The organism is Pseudomonas sp. 13B_2.1_Bac1 (assembly GCF_025466155.1).
Classification (GTDB): domain Bacteria; phylum Pseudomonadota; class Gammaproteobacteria; order Pseudomonadales; family Pseudomonadaceae; genus Aquipseudomonas; species Aquipseudomonas aylmerensis.
Genome location: NZ_JANLOH010000089.1, coordinates 492,693 through 510,856 on the forward strand (window position 1 = coordinate 492,693; position 18,164 = coordinate 510,856).

Below are 18,164 nucleotides of genomic sequence, written 5' to 3' on the forward strand. Positions count from 1 at the left end.
ATGAACAGCGTTCGGCTGGTGGAAGTGGGCGCGCGCGACGGCTTGCAGAATGAAGCGCGCAGCCTGTCGGTGGAGACCCGCATCGCGCTGGTGGAATGCCTCGCCGATGCTGGCTTGCGCACCATTGAGGCGGGGGCCTTCGTGTCGCCGCGCTGGGTGCCGCAGATGGCCGATTCCGCTGCCGTGCTGCGTGGCCTGGGCGAGCGCCATGGCGTGACCTACACCGCGCTGGTGCCCAACCTGCAAGGCCTGGACATGGCCCTGGCCGCCGGTTGCCGCGAGGTGGCGGTATTTGCGGCGGCGTCCGAAGCGTTTTCGCAGAAGAACATCAACTGTTCGATTGCCCAGAGCCTGGAGCGCTTCGAACCGGTGCTGGCCAAGGCCCTGGAAGCCGGCGTGGCGGTGCGTGGCTACGTATCCTGCGTACTCGGCTGCCCGTTCAGCGGCGCAGTACCGGTGCCGCAGGTGGTCGCGGTGACCCAGGCGCTGTACGCCATGGGCTGCTACGAAGTCAGCCTCGGCGACACTATCGGCACCGGCACGCCGGGCGCGACTACGCGGTTGATCGAGGCCTGTGCCGACGCAGTCCCGCTGAGTGCCCTGGCCGGGCATTTCCATGACACCTACGGCATGGCCGTGGCCAATGTGCAGGCGGCGTGGCAGGCCGGGGTGCGGGTGTTCGACAGCTCGGTCTCGGGGCTGGGCGGCTGCCCTTATTCTCCGGGGGCCACCGGCAACGTCGCGACCGAGGAACTGGTGTATCTATTTGAGGGGCAGGGCATCGCCACCGGCGTCGACCTTGCAAAACTGCTGGAGGTAGCCGTCTTTATTGATAACCGGCTGCAACGCACCGGCGAATCGCGGGTGGCCAAGGCGCTGCGTGCACGTCCCCAATAACAATAAGTGGAGAACCCATGAACCCTCTTACCGACACCCTGGCCGGCTTCGGCCCGCTCAAGGGCGTGACTATCCTCGATCTCACCCGTGTAGTGGCGGGGCCGTACTGCGCCATGCTGCTGGCGGACATGGGCGCCACGGTGATCAAGATCGAGCACCCCACCGACCCCGACCTGACCCGTGAATTCCCGCCCATGAGCCGCAGCACCCACGCGCCGGTCAGCGGTTTTTTCGCCCAGTTCAACCGCAACAAACAGGCGGTGTGCCTGGACCTCAAGCACGCCGACGGCAAGGCGACGTTCCTCGACATGGTGCGCAAGGCCGATATCGTCATCGAGAACTTCCGCCCCGGCACCATGGACAAGCTGGGCCTGGGCTACAAGGTGCTCAAGGCGGTCAACCCGGCGCTGGTGTTCACCGCCATCAGCGGCTTCGGCCAGCATGGGCCGAACTCGTCGCGCCCGGCGTTCGACAGCAGCGCCCAGGCCGCCGGCGGGCTGTGGTCGATGAATGGCACCGTGGAAGAGCCGATGCGCGTCGGCACCGTGCTGGGGGATCTGTCCGCTGCCCTGTATGCCGCGATTGGCACCCTCGGTGCCTTGCGTGAAGCCGAGCGCAGCGGCCAGGGGCAACTGGTGGACGTATCCCAGCAGGACTCGATCATCTCGCTGACCGAAAACGCCCTGGTCACCTACACCGAGACCGGCGCAGTGGTCGGTCCGACGGGCAACGGCCATCCGTTCGTCAAACCCTACGGGCGCTATGCGTGCAAGGACGGCTTTGTGTTTTTCGGCGCCTACACCGACAAGTTCTGGCGCGAGGCCTGCCATGCCTTCGGTGATGCGGCGTTGGCCAGCGATCCGGAAATCGACACCATGGCCAAGCGTTTCGAGCAGGCCACTTACCTGCGGCGGGTCAAGCCCATCGTCGAAGGCTGGTGCGCGGCGCACACCAAGGCCGAGCTGGAAGCCCTGACCGGCGATCGCTTCCCGTTGTCGCCGATCAAGAGCATGGATGAAGTGGTCGCCGACCCGCATGTGCGCGAGCGTGACATGGTGGTCAGCGTCGAATGCCAGGGCGCGCATTTCGAGGTGTTCGGCAACCCGGTGAAGCTCTCCGGCGGCACCTTGGAGAAGGGTGCCAGCGCGCCGGGTGTCGGCCAGCATAACCAGCAGGTCTACCGCGATTGGCTGGGCCTGGACGCAGCGCAGTACGAGGACCTGGTCCGGCGAGGTGTGATTTGAGCCTGCTTACCGCCGAAATCACAGGCTGCATCGGCCAGGCATTGGCGCCGGTGCGTTTTCAAGTCAACCGCCAGGATATCCGTAAATACGCGGTCGCCACCGGGCAGCGCCAGGCGCGGTTCCTCGCCGGTGATGAAGCGCCGCTGATGTTTTTGTTCAGCGTGCTGATGCCGGTGCTGCCCCTCGACCACCTGCGCGAAGACGGCCATTGCCCGGACAGCCCGTTGCTGCCCGAGCTGCCGCTCAAGCGCATCCTCGCCGGCGGCAGCCGCTATGAGGTGCATCGGCGCATTTACCCCGGGGATGTGCTGGTGTGCCGCCAGACCCTGGTGGACATCCACGAAAAACAGGGCGCCGAAGGGCCGCTGATTTTCCTGGTGTTCGAAAACCGTTTCGAGAACGAGGCGGGCGAGCCGCTGGTGACCGAGTACCTGACCCGGATAGCGAGATAATCATGCCCACCCTCGACATCGGCCAGGCCTTGCCGTCACGGCAATACACGCCGGGCACCGTGCAACTGTTCCTGTACAACGCGGCGATCTGGAATGCCCACCGCATTCACTATGACCTGCTGTACGCGCAGCATCAGGAAGGCCATCCGGCGCTGCTGGTCGATGGCCCGTTGCAGGGCGATTGGCTGACGCAGTTGCTCTACGACTGGATGGAGGACAGCGACGAACTGCTGGCCTTCGAGTACAGCAATCGGCGCGCCGCCTACGTCGGTGACGTGTTGACCGCCCACGGTGAAATCCAGGCCGTGGAGGGCGAACGCATCACGCTGGCGTTGCAGATCGTCAATCAACAGGGCCAGGCCACCACCGTGGGGCGCGCCACGCTGCGCCGACCCTGAACGTTTCACCCCCCTATAAAAACAACAAGCCCGAAAGGGCCGGAGGGCACCATGCAGCAACGTTTACCGCCGAAAAGGCAAAACCTCTACGAGGTCTGGGGCGACACCATTGATGGCCGTGACCTGGCGATGTCCATCGGCATTGGCGCGGTGGTCAGCCTGGGCGCCTACTTCGCCGCGCAGCAAGTGCTGCACCACCTGGTGGAGTCGGCGCAGATGGCGCGAGCCTACGCCATGCTGATCGGCATTCTCGGCTGCCTGGCCGGTGGCGCCATCAGTGCCAGGCTGTTTGCACCCAAGCGCGACGTGCAGGAAAACGTCGCCGACCAGAGCTTTCGCGAACAAGTGGTGGCTGACCTGCTCAAGGAATACGGCAGCCTCGGGCGCCTCGAGGACTTGTCCGCCGAGGTGATCGCCGAATTGCGCGAGCTGGAGTTGTATGAGCTGTTCCGGGAAGCCCAGGCCCGCGAAGAAAACGTGCCGGTCGCCCAGGCTCCGGCACTGACTCCCAGCCTCAGCGGAGGGCGCGGGTGATGGAAGTCTTGTTGCATGAAATCATGATGGCCTTCGCCCTCGGGCTGCTCGGCGCGGTGGTGTTCGCGGCCATCGGCCTGGTCTCCGGCACGGATGAGACCACCACCCTCGCACCGCTGACCATGCTGGTGGTGCTGCTGGGCGCGCCGCCGGCTGGAGTGTTGACGTTCTTCCTGGCCGGCGCCGTGGCCAAGCACATGACGCATGCCGTGCCGACCGCGCTGCTGGGGATTCCCGGCGACACCTCGGCCACGGCCCTGTTGGCGGATGCCAATTACTTGCGCAAACTCGGCGTGCCGCATATTGCCCTGCGCAAGATGATCTCCGGTGGCGCGGTGGCGGCGTTGATCGCGGTGCCGTTGTCGGTGCTGTTCGCGGTGCTGCTGGCGCCGTTCGGTGCGGTGATCAAGCAGTTCGCGCCGTGGGTGTTCCTGTGCGCGGCGTTCACCATTGCCTATTTCTCTGCCGGGCGTTGGGCCGCCGTGCTGGCGCTGGTGCCGTTTGTGGTGGTGATCGTCGCGTTGCAGGCGTTGACCGGGCAATACGGGGTCAAGCTGTCGGTGAGTTACTTCCTCGGCATCGCCGTGGCGCCGTTGATTGCCTCGCTGTTCTCGCTGTTGGCACCCAGTGAGCGCCAGCGCATGCGTCGGGACAACTACCGGGTGTTTTCGCTGGCCCCGGACGTGAAGGGCTGGAGCGGCTACTTTCCCAACCCGTTCAAGGTCATCAACCCGCGCCAGGTGCGCGTCACGGCCATGGCTGCCAGCGTTTCCAGCGCCACCTTCGTGTTCAGCCCGGTGGCGATGACGGTGATCATGGGCGAAGTGATCGGCTCGCGGATCAAGCAGGCCTATGACCGCCTGACCACGGTGATCACCGCGCGCAACGGCGTAACCGAGTCGACCTACATCGCCGAAACCCTGATCCCGCTGATGGCCTTCGGGCTGCCGCTGAGCCCGGTGGCCGCCGGCCCGGCCGCGCCGCTGTTCAACGCACCGCCGCGCTTCTTCGTCGACAACGCCACCGGCGAGATCAACAACCTGCACAACCTGCTCAACACCTGGGAATTCCTCGGCTACGGCATGCTCGCGGTGATCGTGGCGATCCTGGTCGCGTACCCGTTCACGATGAACTTTGCCCACGGCGCCGCCGCCTTTGTGGTGCGCAAGATCAGCCATGAAGCGGTGATCGCGACCTTTATCGGCCTGGTGCTGGTGATCGGTATCTGGGAAGGCGGGCTGCTGGGGTTGATGGTGATTGTCACCGTGGGCCTGCTCGGCGGCTTCCTCGCACGCTTCCTGGGTTTCAACATCGGTGTGCAGTTCATGGGCTATTACACCGCCGTGCTGACGGTGCCGGCGATCATTGCGTTGACCGGCAACTAAACCGCTCCACCTCACCTTATCTCTCAAGCCAACAGATACCCGTTATCTGCGACGGGAGGCGTTCGCCTCCCGAAAAGGAATAATAACAATGAAGATCCTTTTACGTGCCAACCCTGTGGTGCTCACCTGCCTGGTCTTCACGGCCGGCAGCAGCTATGCCGACGGCTTTATCGACGACAGCAAGGCCTCGCTGAACCTGCGCAATTTTTACCTCAACCGCAACTTCGTCAATGGCGCCTACCCGCAGGCCAAGGCCGAGGAGTGGACCCAGAGCTTTATCCTCGACGCGCGCTCGGGCTACACCGCCGGCGTGGTCGGCTTGGGTGTCGACGTGCTGGGCCTGTACTCGGTGAAGCTCGACGGCGGCAAGGGCACGGCCAATACCCAGCTGTTGCCGGTGCACGATGACGGGCGTCCGGCGGATGATTTCGGACGGCTCGGGGTGGCGCTCAAGGCCAAGCTGTCGAACACCGAACTCAAGGCCGGTGAGTGGGCGCCGGCCTTGCCGGTGCTGCGGTCCGACGACGGCCGTTCGCTGACCCAGACTTTCCGTGGCGCGCAGTTGACGTCCAGGGAGATCAGCGGCCTGAGCCTGTACGGCGGCCAGTTTCGCGCCAACAGCCCGCGCAACGACGCGAGCATGGACGACATGTTCATGGCCGGGCGCCCCGATGCCACCTCCGACCGCTTCAACTTCGGCGGTGCCGAATACCAGTTCAACGACAAGAAAACCCAGCTCGGCGTGTGGTACTCGGAACTGGCGGATATCTACCAGCAGCGCTACTTCAACCTGACCCACAGCCAACCGGTGGGCAGCTGGGTACTGGGCGCCAACCTCGGCTATTTCTCCGGTGAAGAAAACGCCAAGGCCCTGGCCGGCAACCTGGACAACCGCGCGATGTCGGCGATACTCTCGGCGCGCACTGGCGCACACACCTTTTACCTGGGTGCCCAGCGCATGTCCGGCGACAACGGCTGGATGCGCGTCAACGGCACGGCCGGCACCAGCCTGGCCAACGACAGCTACAACTCCAGCTACGACGCGGCCAAGGAGCGCTCGTGGCAGGTACGCTACGACTATGATTTCGCCGCCCAGGGCCTGCCGGGCCTGACCTTGATGACCCGCTATATCCGTGGCGACAACGCGCATGTCGGCGCGATCACCGATGGCAAGGAGTGGGGGCGCGAGTCCGAACTGGCCTATGTGGTGCAGAGCGGGCCGGCTCGCAACCTCAACGTGCGCTGGCGCAATTCGACCCTGCGCCGGGACTTCAGCACCAATGAGTTCGATGAGAACCGGTTGATCATCAGCTACCCGTTGTCGTTGCTCTAAGCCACTGATCGGCAGGCACGCCGCCCGGCGTGCCTGCCGATATCCGCCCCCAGACAATCCGAGCCCGGTGCTAACTGTCTGCGCGCGCCGGATCGACGCGGATATCGAGGAAGACGAAGCGCTTTTTCGGGTCCGCAGCGGCCATCTCCAGTTGCTCATCGATCAGTTCGCGCGCCTGGTCTACCGACAGTTCATGCTCGTTGCCCAGGGCGTCGGCGCAGCGCAAGGGCACGTGGCAGATCTGTGCGATGTCACACGCCGCATAGCCGTCGACACGCTTGGCGCCGGGGGTAGGGGCCGCGAGGGCGCTCCAGGCGATTTGGGTATCGACATATTCCTGCAGCACGCGAAATCGGTGCTGGCGCTGTTGCAGGCGCTGGAATCCATGGAGCACGGTGGGCAGATACTCATCGTTGAACGCTGTGGTCAGGTCCGGTCGGCCGGGGAACTGCCAGCGGCCATCGAAACGGATCCAGTCGCGCTCGTCCAGCGGTCGCCCGCGTCGGTTCGGCACCAGTTCGGCCAATAGCGTACCGGTGCAACTGGCGAGGATGTCGTTGCGCGGCCACTGCTCCCACTCGACGCTGAAATGGCCCAAGCCCTGGCGCGCAAAGTCGCGAATGGCGGTGGCCAGAAAGAACGCGGCCTGACGGTGATGCAGCACATTCCAAGGCTGTACCCCTAAATGCGCATAGACATCGCCGTAGGGTCCGTGCGCTTTGTAGAACACCAGCAAGGGCACGTCCCGTGCCCCCGGCGACGTGTCGTGGAAGCAGTCGAAGGGGGTGTCGATGTCGTCGGCAATCACGATATGGAAGTGCGCGCTGCGGTAGCGTTCGGCGATCATTGCCAGCAGCCCCATGACATCGCCCGAGGTGCGCCAGGGTGAGCTGTCGTAATAATCGCCCGTGCGCTCGTCGGCGCCGTCCAGCCAGCTCGGCGGCACATTGAATTGCTCGGCGATGGTCGCGCAATTGGCCGGTGTCAGCCAGGGTTGCAGGGCCTCGGGAGTGGTCAGGCGGGGCGGCGCGACCCAGGGGTCAATGTCGAGCAGCTCATTGAACGCCGGTCCTCGCACCCCGTGAGCCAGGAGCACCTGCAGGACGCGGTCGGCATTTTTGTTGAAACTGCCCAGCAGGCTCAGCGCGCGGTGGCCCATTTCTTTTTCGAGTCGCTGTATGGCTTTGTCTATGTGCGCCTGACTGTTGTGCCTGGCCATTTCAAACAACCCCTCCAGATCGAGAATATCGGTCTTGGGGTCGAAGCAGATGCCGGCAGCATGAGCGTGTTGAGCGATCGAAGCCGCCCGGTAGTTTTTCTGCCGGCCACAGACCATCACGAGGTAGAGCTTTTGAAGCGTGGCGGGCAGGGACGGGACGTGGTCGAGGGTGTCTTTGACTTTGCGCGGAGTGCGCGTCACGGTGACTTGCACCCCCACAGTGCCATCGTCGGACAACAGGTCTATGCCAGGGTGGTTGGGGTAGTCCTTGTTCAGGTCGATGAAGTCGCCCATGCCGCACAAGTGCGACATCAGCTCAGCGATCACCGATTCGGCGAGCCGGGCGGTGTCCAGAAGCTGGGCATTTTTTTTCATCTCGACGTAGTGCTTGAACACCACAAGCATCAGGGCCAGTTGATCAAGTTGTGCATTGCGAGAATCAAGTGTGTCGTTCATGGCGGGCCGTGCTGCTGCAAGTGGAACGTGGAGTGTGCCAGCAGTGGTGGCTCAGGGCCATGATCTCGGGTATTGTCCCGCCTTCGTCTGGCGGCCACGGGCACTGCGCGGGGGGGCCAGGAAAGAAATGGACGGTATTGGCCGGTGCCCAGAGAGGACGGCCCGATAGGAGATCAGATGATTGGCGAAACGTTTACAGCTTCCTGGCCGGATTATTTCGACGTCAATGTCGACATTGCCTGGACACCCCCCGCGCCCCACGACCTGCTGTTTTCCAACGGCATCCCGGAAAATGACTACGCCTATTTCTATGCCATCGTCGCGAGGGTCGACCGAGAATGGTGGCCTTACTACATCGGGATGACCTACAAGCAAACCGCCGCCGTGCGTCATCGGCAGGCCGACCACGTGCAGCGCCTGGCCAGGCTGCGCGCCAACCATCCAGGCGTCACGTTCAGCCTGTGCCTGGGTGTGCCGACGTTTCTAGTGGGCCAGGATGACCCGCAAACCATCGAAGATATCGAAGGCATGCTGATCTATGCGAATTGGCACGAGGACATGGTGAATATTCGCGGGATCGAGAAGTTTCGCTCGCACCAGCAGATCTACGTGCACAACTCAGGGTGGACCGACCACCTGTACAAGGAAGTTTCCTGCGGCGTGTTCTATCGAAGGTGATCCCTCACGGTCGCTGCGGCTTCACCGACGTACCGAAGGTGTTGCCCATGCGCACGCTGGTCGCCGCCGGAGTGGCCAGGCCGACCTTGTTCGGCTGGCGCCGCTCTACCGGGATGTTCTGCGCCTCGCGATTTTTCTGCGCGGCCTTGGTTGCATTCGTCTCGCTGCCCATCTGCTGGTTCAGGCACCCGTAGTCCGGCGCCTTGTAGCCATCCACCGCGACTTCGGCGCAGCCACCTGGGGCATTGTCGGCCTGGGCGAGCAAGGGCAGGGCGGCGCACAGCAACAGGCTGGCGAGGGTCGGTAAATGCTTCATCAGTGCCTCCTGGCGGGCCCGGGATGTGGGCCGTTGTGCCTGGCAAGTCTAGTGCAGCGGGCCTCTCGTCACCGTGATGTTTTTTTTGCTATCACCGTAACATCAGGTTCATAAACTGGCCTCAGGATGACGGTTTTCTAGGGCGCGTCGGCCGTGCAGCGATGCAGAGCAGGGGGTGAACAGGGAGCCTGGAGGCGCGCCGGATGCGTCCTGGTCTTGCTGTTGCTGCTGGCGGGAGGCGGCGCGGCGCGGGCCGAGACACCGCCGCTGGCGCTGAACCTGCCGGCACAAGACCTCGAGCACGCCCTGCAAGCCTACAGCCGCGCCACGGGCATGGCGGTGCTGGTCGACCGCGAGTTGACCCGGGGCCGGCGTTCCATTGGCGTGCGCGGGCGCTTCACAGCGCCTGAGGCGCTGGCGATGTTGCTGACAGGGAGCGGGCTGATGGCGCGTTACGCACGCAGCGATGCGTTTACCTTGCAGGTGCCGCAGGTCAGCCAGCCGCCGGCAGCGCGTGGCGCGGCGGCCCGTCAGGCGGCGCGGATCAACAGCAGTTATGCCACCGCCGTGCAGCAGGCCATCGAAGCCAGCCTGTGCCGGTCGCCGGTGACCCGCCCCGGCAGTTTTCGCGCGCTGGTGCAGGTCTGGGTCAATCCTGACGGGGTCATCGAACACAGCCGGCTGGTCAGCTCCACCGGCGATGAACAACGCGATGAAGCACTGGTCCGCAGTCTGGGCACGGCGCGGGTGGAACGCCCGGCGCCAAGCTCGCTGCGCCAGCCGGTGACTTTACTTTTGATGCCCGACACAACAGGAATGCGCATGGAATGCACAGCAGTCAAAGGAGCCTCGGGCGGATGAAAAATACCGGGCAGAGCACGATGGTCAGCTTGTTCCTGGCCTCCTACGAAGACTTCAAGGTGCGTTTGCGCAAGCGCCTGGGGTCGGAGGACCTGGCCAATGACGTCCTGCACGAAACCTATCTGCGGGTCGACCGCATGGACGTGCCGCCGAACCTGCAACAACCCAACGCCTACCTCTACCGCATGGCCTTGAACATCGCCGCCGACCGCCGCCAGGCCGATGCGCGCCTGCTCACCGGCAGTGAAGTGGAAGAGCTGCTGCAAAGCGCCGATGAAGCCCAGGACCCCTCGCGCGTGGTCGGCGGCCAGAAAGAAATCCAGTCTCTGGTCAAGGCGCTCTACGAGCTGCCGGCGCGTCGTCGCAAGATCCTCATCGCCGCGCGCCTGGAAGAGGCGCCGCACCTGGAAATCTCCCAGCGTTTCGGCATTTCCACGCGCATGGTCGAGAAGGAAATCAAGGCCGCCCTCGGCCACTGCGCCAAGCGCCTCGAAAGAAAAGTGATCCAGCGGTTCGGTCCCGGGGCCGGAAAACCGTCTTAGTGTCGAGTCCCTGATAAATCCGTGAGTATGTGCGCGCTTGAATATTTTTAGCCTCTCCACCGCCCGGGAAACCGCCGCCAGCCCCCTGCACGATGAAGCCCGCGACTGGCTGGTCCTGCTGACCTCGGGCCGCGCCACCGTGGCCGACGCCAAGGCGCTCAAGGCGTGGTGCGCGCAAAGCCCCGAGCACGCCCAGGCATTCGAGCAGGCCAAGGTGGTGTGGCAGCAACTGGCCCCGGCCGCCGCGCAAGTGGCGCAGCCGCGTCATTTCGGCCGGCGCGCTTTCCTCGGCGGCGCGATAGCCGCATCGGCAGCCGTGGTCATGGTGCATGTCGGCTCCCCCGGCGGCTTCGCTGGCCTGACGGCGGACTACCGCACCGAGGTCGGCGAGCAGCGACAAGTGCTGTTGAGCGACGGCATCAGCCTGGAACTCAACACTCAGACCCGCATCAGCCGAGTGGGGCAGGGCATCGAACTGCTCGAAGGCGAAGTCGAAGTGCTCGCCCATACCGCGCAGCCGCTCCAGGTCCTGGCCGGCACAGGCGCAGTGAGTGCGGCACAGGCACGCTTCAACCTGCGCAACACCGATCAGACCGTCTGCGTGACCTGTGTCGAAGGCTGGCTCTCGGTGGACGTCGCCGGCCGCAGCGTGCGCCTGGAAGGTGGACGGCAACTCACCTACAGCGCCGCCGGCATGGGCGAACCCGTGGTGGTGGATACCCAGGCGGTGGTGGCCTGGCGTGAACAGGTGCTGGTGTTCAACAACGCCACACTGGCGACGGTGGTGGACGAGATCAACCGCTACCGCCCCGGCATGCTGGTGCTGCTCAACAAGCAACTCGGCCAACGCCGCGTGCAGGCACGGTTCAGCCTGCAGCAGTTGGCGGGGGTGGCGTTGTTGATTCGGCATGCGTATGGGGCCAAGTGCACGGAGTTGCCGGGTGGGGTGGTGTTGTTGAGTTAGGTTGTGCCATCTAGCGCCGGTCCAACGGGTTGCTGTAGCAGACTTCGTTGGGCGGGTAGGGCGGTGTGTTTGCATCAAGCGCATGGTGAATTTCATTGCCCATGGCGTCTTGCCAGAAGGCATCGATTTACACGCCGCCGTTCTCGCCTTGCTGCAGCAGCAGTTCGGCTGGGCTGACGCCTGCTGTCAGGCGGAGGTTGGACGAAGACGCTGATCGCGTGCATCCGCAGAGGTCATAGCGATAGCGTTTGTCCTAGAAAACATGCCCGCGGTTGTGCTTGATGTAGCCACCCATGCGGTCAGTGGGCAGCAGGTTGGCGGCGGCGTCGTAGTTGTAGGTTTCGCGGTGAAACTCAGGGTTGTGCGGATTGCTTTGGCGGTGGTCGCGCAGGCGTTCGGTAGCGTCGTAGGTGTAGTGCTCGTTGCCCTCAACGCTTTTGCCGTGGCTCTGGCCGAGGAATCGCCCGAGCAGGCCGTCATCCAGCAGCGACTGGCGTGGATCGCTGCCGCCCCGGCGCTGGGTCTGGGTCAGGCGCTCGATGATCAGGTTGTCGCTGGCGTCGTATTGGTAGCGTTTATCCAGCAGCGGCAACTCTTCGCGGGCAGCGTTGCGGTAGTACAGGGCTTTCTGGCTGAGGCGGCCGCTGCGGTCGTAGCGGGTGCGGGTCAGCAGGCTGCCTTGGGTGCGCAGGACTTCGTCGTGCAGTTGATCGCGCTCGAAGTCGCAGATCACTCGGCCATTGAGGTTGAGTTGATGCAGATGGCCGCTGCCGTAGTACAGGTGGTTGAGTTGACGCTGATCGGGCAGGGTCAGGGTTTCCAGGTTGCCCAAGGCGTCGTAAGCGTATTGCAGGTCACCGGCATCACTGGTTTCGCTGAGTAGTTGGCCGAGGGCATCCGATGGAGTGCCGCTATCGCCGATTGATTTCCAGCCGTTCCTGAGTATCAAGCAGGGACTGAAAAGAAATACCTGGCGACAGAGAGTCGGGAGATGGGAGTCAATTGTCCTACCGCAGACTGAGCCTGCGGCGGGAACATCGAACTCAGGTGACGAGCGTTGTTTGCGCCCTCTCGCAGTTGACGTCAGGCACTAAGCCAAAGCCAGCTTTGCCCTTCGCTCGCTCAGATCTTTGCGCCACTTTACTAGGCTCTCGATATCGACTTTGAGCGCATCTGCTTCAGGGATGATGACCGGGGCCTCACCTGACTGGCTGTGTTCGAAGCAGCTGTACCGTGTCATGAGGTTATCAATCAGCTTGCACTCATCTGGTAGGATTCCATGCAACTGCGCCAAGCGTCCTTCCGTCGTCACGCTACGCCGGTGCCTCAAAACCACCTTGTTCAGAAGATCCTCCTCGACAGAGCGTTCAATGAGTTTGCGGAAATCACTGCAAATGCCCTGTGCCAAGGCACGGTATGCTGCGGCACCGCCAGCTTCGCCTGCCTTGTGGGCGTCATTCAGGCGAGTCAAGAGAATGTTGTTTGCCGTCTTGGTGTTGTTATTCCATACCTCCTGATCCGCGGGTTGGCCCGATGTTCCGGCATAGGATTCGATGCACATAGGGCGGTAGTGGGCTTTCTGCCAAGCCTCGCCTTCTTTCTTGGATACGTCGTCCATGGCGCCATACAGCGAAAGGCGGTGGGTGAATATCAGCACCTGGCGTTGTTTCGCCAACTGGACCAGCCGGCAGGCAACATGCCACTCAAAGTCATGGTCAAGTGAGGAAATGGGGTCGTCGAAGATAAACGGTGACGACCCTGGCTTGTCGGCAACGTCAGCGAGGAAAGCGGCCAGCGAGATGATACGGCGCTCACCTTCGCTGAGTACGGTCTCTGGCGTCCCTTGTGGGTTTTTGACGCCTTTCAGTCGCAGTTGGTGAAGAACCTTTGCGCTTTTGGTTCGGGTTTTGATCAGCTCAACCTGAATTCTTGAGGCGCCGAGAGTTTGGAGTTCTCGATTGAAGCGGCCCACATAGGCTTCCGTTACAACCTTCTCGGCCACATCGGTCGCCTTCAGCGAGATGCTTCGGGAGTTTGCCAATGCCTTCCAGCCTTCATAGGCCTTGACCTTCTCGAGTCGATCGACCTCTGCACGAACGGCGGCCGATTGCTGTACTACCCATTTCTTTGTTTCCAGTTCCAGCTTTTCGCTATTGGCTTTGACTCTGTCAAACTCGAGGGCGTCTGCATCGAGCTGGATCGCAGAGGCTTCAAGTTGGTCTCGATAGGTTCTAAGAACGAGAATATTGTCCTTCGTGTCATCGACAGGTGCCGCGTCCTCAATCAATTCAAAATTGATGAGAGCGGTTCGGGCGGCGGACGCCTTGCTCCAAAAGGCAAGGAGATACTCTTTCCACTTTACGTCGGTCAGTCCAGCAGCTTCGCATTGGGTTTGTACCTGTTGCTCGGTAGGAATGGCCGGAAGCTCATCCAGTGCCGACGTGTGTTGTGCCTCTGCCTGTTTGGCATCCCGCTCCAATTGTCCTTGAACAAACTTTTCAAAGTCGAGCAGACGAAGTTGAGCGTCTGGCTGGAGTTCCTGGTGGCATAGCACGCAACGTGCATCTTCAGTCACTGGGAAGGGGTACGCAGGGTAAGGGGTTGCAGAGTACTTTCGTGCAGCTTCCCACAGTGCGCGCCAGGTCTCTGAACCGACACCATCAATTACGGCAGACTTGACCTGGGCTGCTTCATTGGCGATTTTTCTTTTGGTGTCCGCAGTCTCTCGCAACTTTCGGACGGCATTCAGATTGATAATGCTGTAGGCGTTCGAGGCCTTCGATAAGCCGGTAATGATCTGTTCGACCTGCGTCTTCGTTCTGCGCTTCTGCTTCGACAAGGTGTCCGGGTCGTCTGCTTTGAGTCGCTCTACGAGGGCATCGAGGTTTTGTGTGTGCTGATCGCTCCACTCCAGTAACTTGTCGAGATCGCCGGCTTTGCGAAGGGTATGAAGTGCGGCATAGGTCTGTGCTAGGTGGGTCTGTTGGTAGACGGCTGGTATCGCAGGTAACGCACTGGTGAGCTTTGCTTGTTCCGCCTGGAGCAACTCTTTGATTTTGTCAGTCGCTACAGCAAGCTTTTCAAATAAGCCAACTACCGGCGGCGTATAGGATGCCGCGCTTTCGCCGCGTAGGTAGTGGCCTGCTTCATCACTATCAAAGATGTCTATCTGCCGTAGCGCATCTATCGGGGGGGAGCCCACCAGCCATTCCGGAGAGTGGCTCTGGGCATCGTGGTTGTAGCTGATCTGGCACTTGCTCTCGGCGGGAAGGTCCTGAAATACGTTGGGCTTCAAATCAAGGGCCCGAGGTTTGCCCGATACCTTCTTCAAGATGCGGGTGTAGCTGGATTTTCCTGAGCCGTTGTGGCCATAAATGACGGTTAGGTTACCATTCCCAAAATCCAGGGGCTTGCGAAGGCCCAGGCTTTCGATGCCGGTTACCCCATCTATTCGCGCCAGTCGAACCACGCTGAGATCTTGCGGGTCGTGCATCAGTTCATCAAAAGGCCTGTGCTTGCTAACAGCCTGTGCACCTGCTGTTTTCACATGAGACGCCAGCTCTCCAATATCGTCCTGTGTGAGGAGGCCGTTCTTAAGTAGGCGGTCTGCAGCTTCCTGGAGCCAATCCTGTTGTTTGAGTAGCCAGACTCGAATATCTCCATGTATGTCCATGCGCGCGTCCTTGTTTGTATTATGGTTATTGTGAGCAGGCTGGCAGAGTGCCATTGGCGGGGCCATGGTTGTCAAGGGGGAATCGATGCGTTGGCGCCGCTGGCGATCAACGTCGCACCGCAAGCGGTACTTATGCCCTCCAGGACCACCATTCACAGAGTAGGTGCTGCTGCTCTTCATGATCGGGAACGGGACAAGTCATCATGTGGCCTCTACTCGCCATCGGCTTGCGGATCAAGCGGTCGATGGCGATGCGTTCGGAGTGATGTTGCAGCAAGCTGTGGTAATGGGGGGCTGTTACTCAATAAATGAAATCCTAATCCAGTGAAAAGTTGAAGTCCGAAACGTCTTTGTGATTGCCGAACGTCGGTAGTTCATCCCTTGGGGTAAGTTTTAATTCGTATCCGTAGCTAGAAAGTGGCTTTGGTAAGTTAGTATAGCCTGAGATGTCCATAGAGTAGCGGCCAGGCTTTATTTGAAGGTAGTCGTTATTGTCAAGTCTGTTTTTGTAGTTTTCTATGTAGTTTGTGAAAAATATCTCATCCCAGTCGATAAGGGCGTTGAGGTCGGCCGTAATTAATATACCGGAGGTTATTTCTATCGGCAGGTTGGAATGGTGGCATACTTTGGTAGCACCTTGGGTTAAGGTATGAGTTGGGTTGTTTGTGAAAATTGAATATTCTCTTTCGGGAATTTCATAGATTGGAAATATGACGCCCGTAGCAACTGCTTTTTTTCCGATTTCTTCATTATTAATGAAGAAATCGAAAACATCTTTGATGTCTAGTTGGAATTGATTTAAGTAATCAGCAAGCTGGCTTGGATCAAATAGAACTATTCCTGGTTCATACAGTGAGATGTTTGCCACGGTTTTCATAAGTCGCATCCTGAGCCAGATTTTGGGTTGGACCCTTTGCCAACAATTTTTAAGAAAGCCTCTCTGATTGTAATGTTTTTTGCCAGGATTTCACCTGTTCTTGGTATTTTTAACACTCCTTTCTCAGGGAAGTTTTCATATGCTTTGGAGATTTTGTTAATTAAGTCTTTGGACGACCCATCAAATTTTGTGCTGAAAGGAACGCCTTGTTTACTTATTTCTGCATGAAATTTTTTGTGTAGTGTGTCGGATCCTTCAATTTTGTTGGGATACCAAGAAGGGGAGTCTAGTTTACTGGCTAGTTCTGGATAACCATGCGAGTTGGCATGTGCTCTCGGAAACGGATGATGACCCATTCCGTCGTGCTTTAAGGGTTTCCAAAAGGACATCCAGCCGAGTGGATCAACCCACCCAATCGGATTCGGCGCGTACTCATAAAGGTTCAGTCCGCCCGCCAACCCAATCGGATCCGGCTGAGTAAACCGCCCCACATCCGGATCAAAAAACCTGAAGGTGTTGTAGTGCAGCCCGGTTTCGCGGTCAAGGTACTGCCCCTGAAAGCGCAGGTTCTGTTCATTTCCAACCTGCCGATCATGCCACTCGTCCCGCGTCCTGCCCCAGGCTTGGTATTCGCTGTGCCACACCGTGTTGCCGTCAGTGTCGGTGAGTTGTTCTGGCAGCCCAGCCAGATTGGTATGGAAGTAGAAGATCGCCTCGCTGCCTGGCTTACCATCGATGCGGGCCAAGGGTTCGTAGCTGCCCGGATCGGCATACACGTACAGGCTGGGCCTCCCGTCATGCACTTCTTCCAGCAGTCGCAAACCTTGCCAATGAAACAGCGTGCGGTTGCTCGGCTCGCTGACGCCGTCGTGATACACCTGCTTGCTGATGCGCCGGCCCAGCGGGTCGTAGCCGAACACGATGCGTTGGGCCATTGATCCCTGCTGCTGGCGGATACAGATCAGCCTGTGCTCAGCGTCATACTCGAAACGCTGGATGCGGTTGCTGCCAATGCGCTTTTCGCTCAGCCGCCCAAAGCGGTCATAGCGATAACGCTTGTCCTGATACACATGCACCCGGTTGTGCTTGATCAGGCCATTGACCCGGTAGCCGTCGAACAGGTTGCCGGCCGCGTCGTAGTTGAGGCTTTCGATAGACGGGCCCCGATGTACGCTCTGGATCTGCTCGACGGGGTTGTAGCCATAGCGGGCGCTGCCTTGGTAGGACTTGCCGGTTGTTGTCTGATTGTGAAATCGACCAATCAAGCTGTCTTCATTGGCCACTGTGGTCGGGCGGTTGCCGCTCGTGCGTTGGGTCTGGGTCAGTATTTCAGCCACCAGGTTGTCGCTGGCATCGTACTGATAGTCCTTCTGCAGCAGCGGTAGCACCTCGCGGGCGACCTGCTGATAGTGCAGTGCCTTTTGGCTGAAGCGGCCATTGCGGTCGTAACGCGTGCGGGTGTGCAGGGTGCCCTGGGTCCGCAGCACTTCCTCGTGTAGTGAGTCGCGCTCGAAATCGCTGATCACCCGGCCGCCCAGGTTGATCTGATGCAGGTGACCGCTGCCGTAGTACAGGTGGTTGAGTTGGCGCTGGTCGGGCAGGGTCAGGGTTTCAAGGTTGCCTAATTCGTCGTAAGCGTATTTCACTTCTCCGGCACTATTGGTTTCGCTGAGCAGTTGGCCGAGGGCGTCGTAGCTGTAGTCGAGCCGCTGCTGATCACCTTGGTTGTCGGTAAAACTGATCGCCAGCAGGTTGTCGGCGGTGTCATAGGCATACTCGGTGACGCCGTCGTCGGTACGTTTACGGATCAGGCGGCCGACGGCGTCGCGCTCGAAATGATGTTGCAGCGGGGCGTGCGGTGCGGCGCTGTCCTTGCCGTCCAGATCGGGCTCGTCATTCGGCGCGGGGATGTGGTGGATGCCGGTGACATCGCCCAGCCGGTTGTACTGGTAAATACGTCCGCTGCCATCCAGGTCCTGCTGGGCCAACAGGCGGTCCAGCGCATCCCACTCGAAGCGGTAGCGTTCGTGGTTTTCATTGCTCAGGTGCTGTAAGCGACCATAGGCGTCGTAGCCAAACTCGACGCTGTGGCCGAGGGCGTCAACCCGCTGGATCAGTCGGCCACTGGGGTCGTAGCGCAGACGGGTGACGCGCTGGGCCGGGTCGGTGTAGGTGGTCAGTTGGCCGGCGGCGTTGATGTCGTAGCGGTCGATGCGGCCGTCGGGGCGTTCGCTTTCGATCAAATAGCCGTGGGCGTCATACCGATACAGGGTGGTCTCACCACGTGCATTAGTGCTGGCGCTCAGATAACCACGCTCGTCATAGCGATAGTGAC

The 18,164-nt window shown here is 60.9% G+C and carries 17 protein-coding genes; 11 read left to right on the forward strand and 6 right to left on the reverse strand.

Features of this window, described 5'->3' with window-relative positions:
- From NTD80_RS22525 to NTD80_RS22555, 7 genes are all read left to right on the forward strand, one after another.
- Complete coding sequence (locus NTD80_RS22525; protein WP_262135055.1) at nt 1–897, forward strand: hydroxymethylglutaryl-CoA lyase; 897 nt, start codon at nt 1–3, stop codon at nt 895–897.
- 17 nt (nt 898–914) lie between these two features.
- Nucleotides 915–2,141 (forward strand): CaiB/BaiF CoA transferase family protein, encoded by a 1,227-nt coding sequence (locus tag NTD80_RS22530; RefSeq protein ID WP_262135056.1) that lies wholly within the window; start codon nt 915–917, stop codon nt 2,139–2,141.
- A complete protein-coding gene (locus NTD80_RS22535) occupies nt 2,138–2,593 on the forward strand; it encodes a MaoC family dehydratase N-terminal domain-containing protein (protein ID WP_106804375.1) in 456 nt (151 codons plus the stop codon). The genes NTD80_RS22530 and NTD80_RS22535 overlap by 4 nt, the downstream gene beginning before the upstream one ends.
- A gap of 2 nt (nt 2,594–2,595) precedes the next feature.
- Entirely contained in the window at nt 2,596–2,991 is a 396-nt protein-coding gene (locus NTD80_RS22540) for a hypothetical protein (RefSeq protein ID WP_065905899.1), read from the forward strand.
- A gap of 51 nt (nt 2,992–3,042) precedes the next feature.
- Nucleotides 3,043–3,525 (forward strand): hypothetical protein, encoded by a 483-nt coding sequence (locus tag NTD80_RS22545; RefSeq protein WP_201144042.1) that lies wholly within the window; start codon nt 3,043–3,045, stop codon nt 3,523–3,525.
- Nucleotides 3,525–4,910 (forward strand): tripartite tricarboxylate transporter permease, encoded by a 1,386-nt coding sequence (locus tag NTD80_RS22550; protein WP_262135057.1) that lies wholly within the window; start codon nt 3,525–3,527, stop codon nt 4,908–4,910. Before NTD80_RS22545 ends, NTD80_RS22550 begins: the two co-directional genes overlap by 1 nt.
- 88 nt (nt 4,911–4,998) lie before the next feature.
- The gene (locus NTD80_RS22555) at nt 4,999–6,243 is read left to right on the forward strand and encodes an OprD family porin (RefSeq protein ID WP_262135058.1); all 1,245 of its coding nucleotides are present in this window, start codon (nt 4,999–5,001) and stop codon (nt 6,241–6,243) included.
- A gap of 70 nt (nt 6,244–6,313) precedes the next feature.
- On the opposite strand, the gene NTD80_RS22560 is transcribed toward NTD80_RS22555, so the two are convergent.
- Nucleotides 6,314–7,918 (reverse strand): SMEK domain-containing protein, encoded by a 1,605-nt coding sequence (locus NTD80_RS22560; protein WP_262135059.1) that lies wholly within the window; start codon nt 7,916–7,918, stop codon nt 6,314–6,316.
- 177 nt (nt 7,919–8,095) lie between these two features.
- On the opposite strand from NTD80_RS22560, the gene NTD80_RS22565 reads away from it, so the two are divergent.
- Entirely contained in the window at nt 8,096–8,596 is a 501-nt protein-coding gene (locus NTD80_RS22565) for a hypothetical protein (RefSeq protein WP_213552536.1), read from the forward strand.
- Nucleotides 8,597–8,600: 4 nt separating this feature from the next.
- Here NTD80_RS22565 and NTD80_RS22570 read toward each other — a convergent pair whose 3' ends face one another.
- The gene (locus NTD80_RS22570; RefSeq protein WP_262135060.1) at nt 8,601–8,912 is read right to left on the reverse strand and encodes a hypothetical protein; all 312 of its coding nucleotides are present in this window, start codon (nt 8,910–8,912) and stop codon (nt 8,601–8,603) included.
- Between the two features lie 216 nt (nt 8,913–9,128).
- Between NTD80_RS22570 and NTD80_RS22575 the strand changes: the two genes are divergently transcribed.
- The 3 genes from NTD80_RS22575 to NTD80_RS22585 are packed head-to-tail and all read left to right on the forward strand — an operon-like array spanning nt 9,129 to nt 11,279.
- Nucleotides 9,129–9,773 (forward strand): secretin and TonB N-terminal domain-containing protein, encoded by a 645-nt coding sequence (locus NTD80_RS22575; protein WP_065905909.1) that lies wholly within the window; start codon nt 9,129–9,131, stop codon nt 9,771–9,773.
- Nucleotides 9,770–10,315, forward strand: coding sequence for an RNA polymerase sigma factor (locus tag NTD80_RS22580; protein ID WP_262135061.1), 546 nt, complete (start codon nt 9,770–9,772; stop codon nt 10,313–10,315). The genes NTD80_RS22575 and NTD80_RS22580 overlap by 4 nt, the downstream gene beginning before the upstream one ends.
- A 37-nt stretch (nt 10,316–10,352) precedes the next feature.
- The gene (locus NTD80_RS22585) at nt 10,353–11,279 is read left to right on the forward strand and encodes a FecR family protein (RefSeq protein ID WP_262135062.1); all 927 of its coding nucleotides are present in this window, start codon (nt 10,353–10,355) and stop codon (nt 11,277–11,279) included.
- A gap of 253 nt (nt 11,280–11,532) precedes the next feature.
- On the opposite strand, the gene NTD80_RS22590 is transcribed toward NTD80_RS22585, so the two are convergent.
- From NTD80_RS22590 to NTD80_RS22605, 4 genes are all read right to left on the reverse strand, one after another.
- A complete protein-coding gene (locus NTD80_RS22590; RefSeq protein ID WP_262135063.1) occupies nt 11,533–12,228 on the reverse strand; it encodes a hypothetical protein in 696 nt (231 codons plus the stop codon).
- Between the two features lie 141 nt (nt 12,229–12,369).
- Nucleotides 12,370–14,952, reverse strand: a complete 2,583-nt coding sequence (locus tag NTD80_RS22595) for an AAA family ATPase (RefSeq protein ID WP_262135064.1) — start codon at nt 14,950–14,952, stop codon at nt 12,370–12,372.
- Nucleotides 14,953–15,268: 316 nt separating this feature from the next.
- On the reverse strand, nt 15,269–15,829 hold the full coding sequence (locus NTD80_RS22600; protein ID WP_262135065.1) for a hypothetical protein: 561 nt from the start codon (nt 15,827–15,829) through the stop codon (nt 15,269–15,271).
- Nucleotides 15,826–18,164: RHS repeat-associated core domain-containing protein (locus NTD80_RS22605; protein ID WP_262135066.1), on the reverse strand; the 2,339-nt coding region annotated here is incomplete at its 5' end. The genes NTD80_RS22605 and NTD80_RS22600, both read right to left, overlap by 4 nt.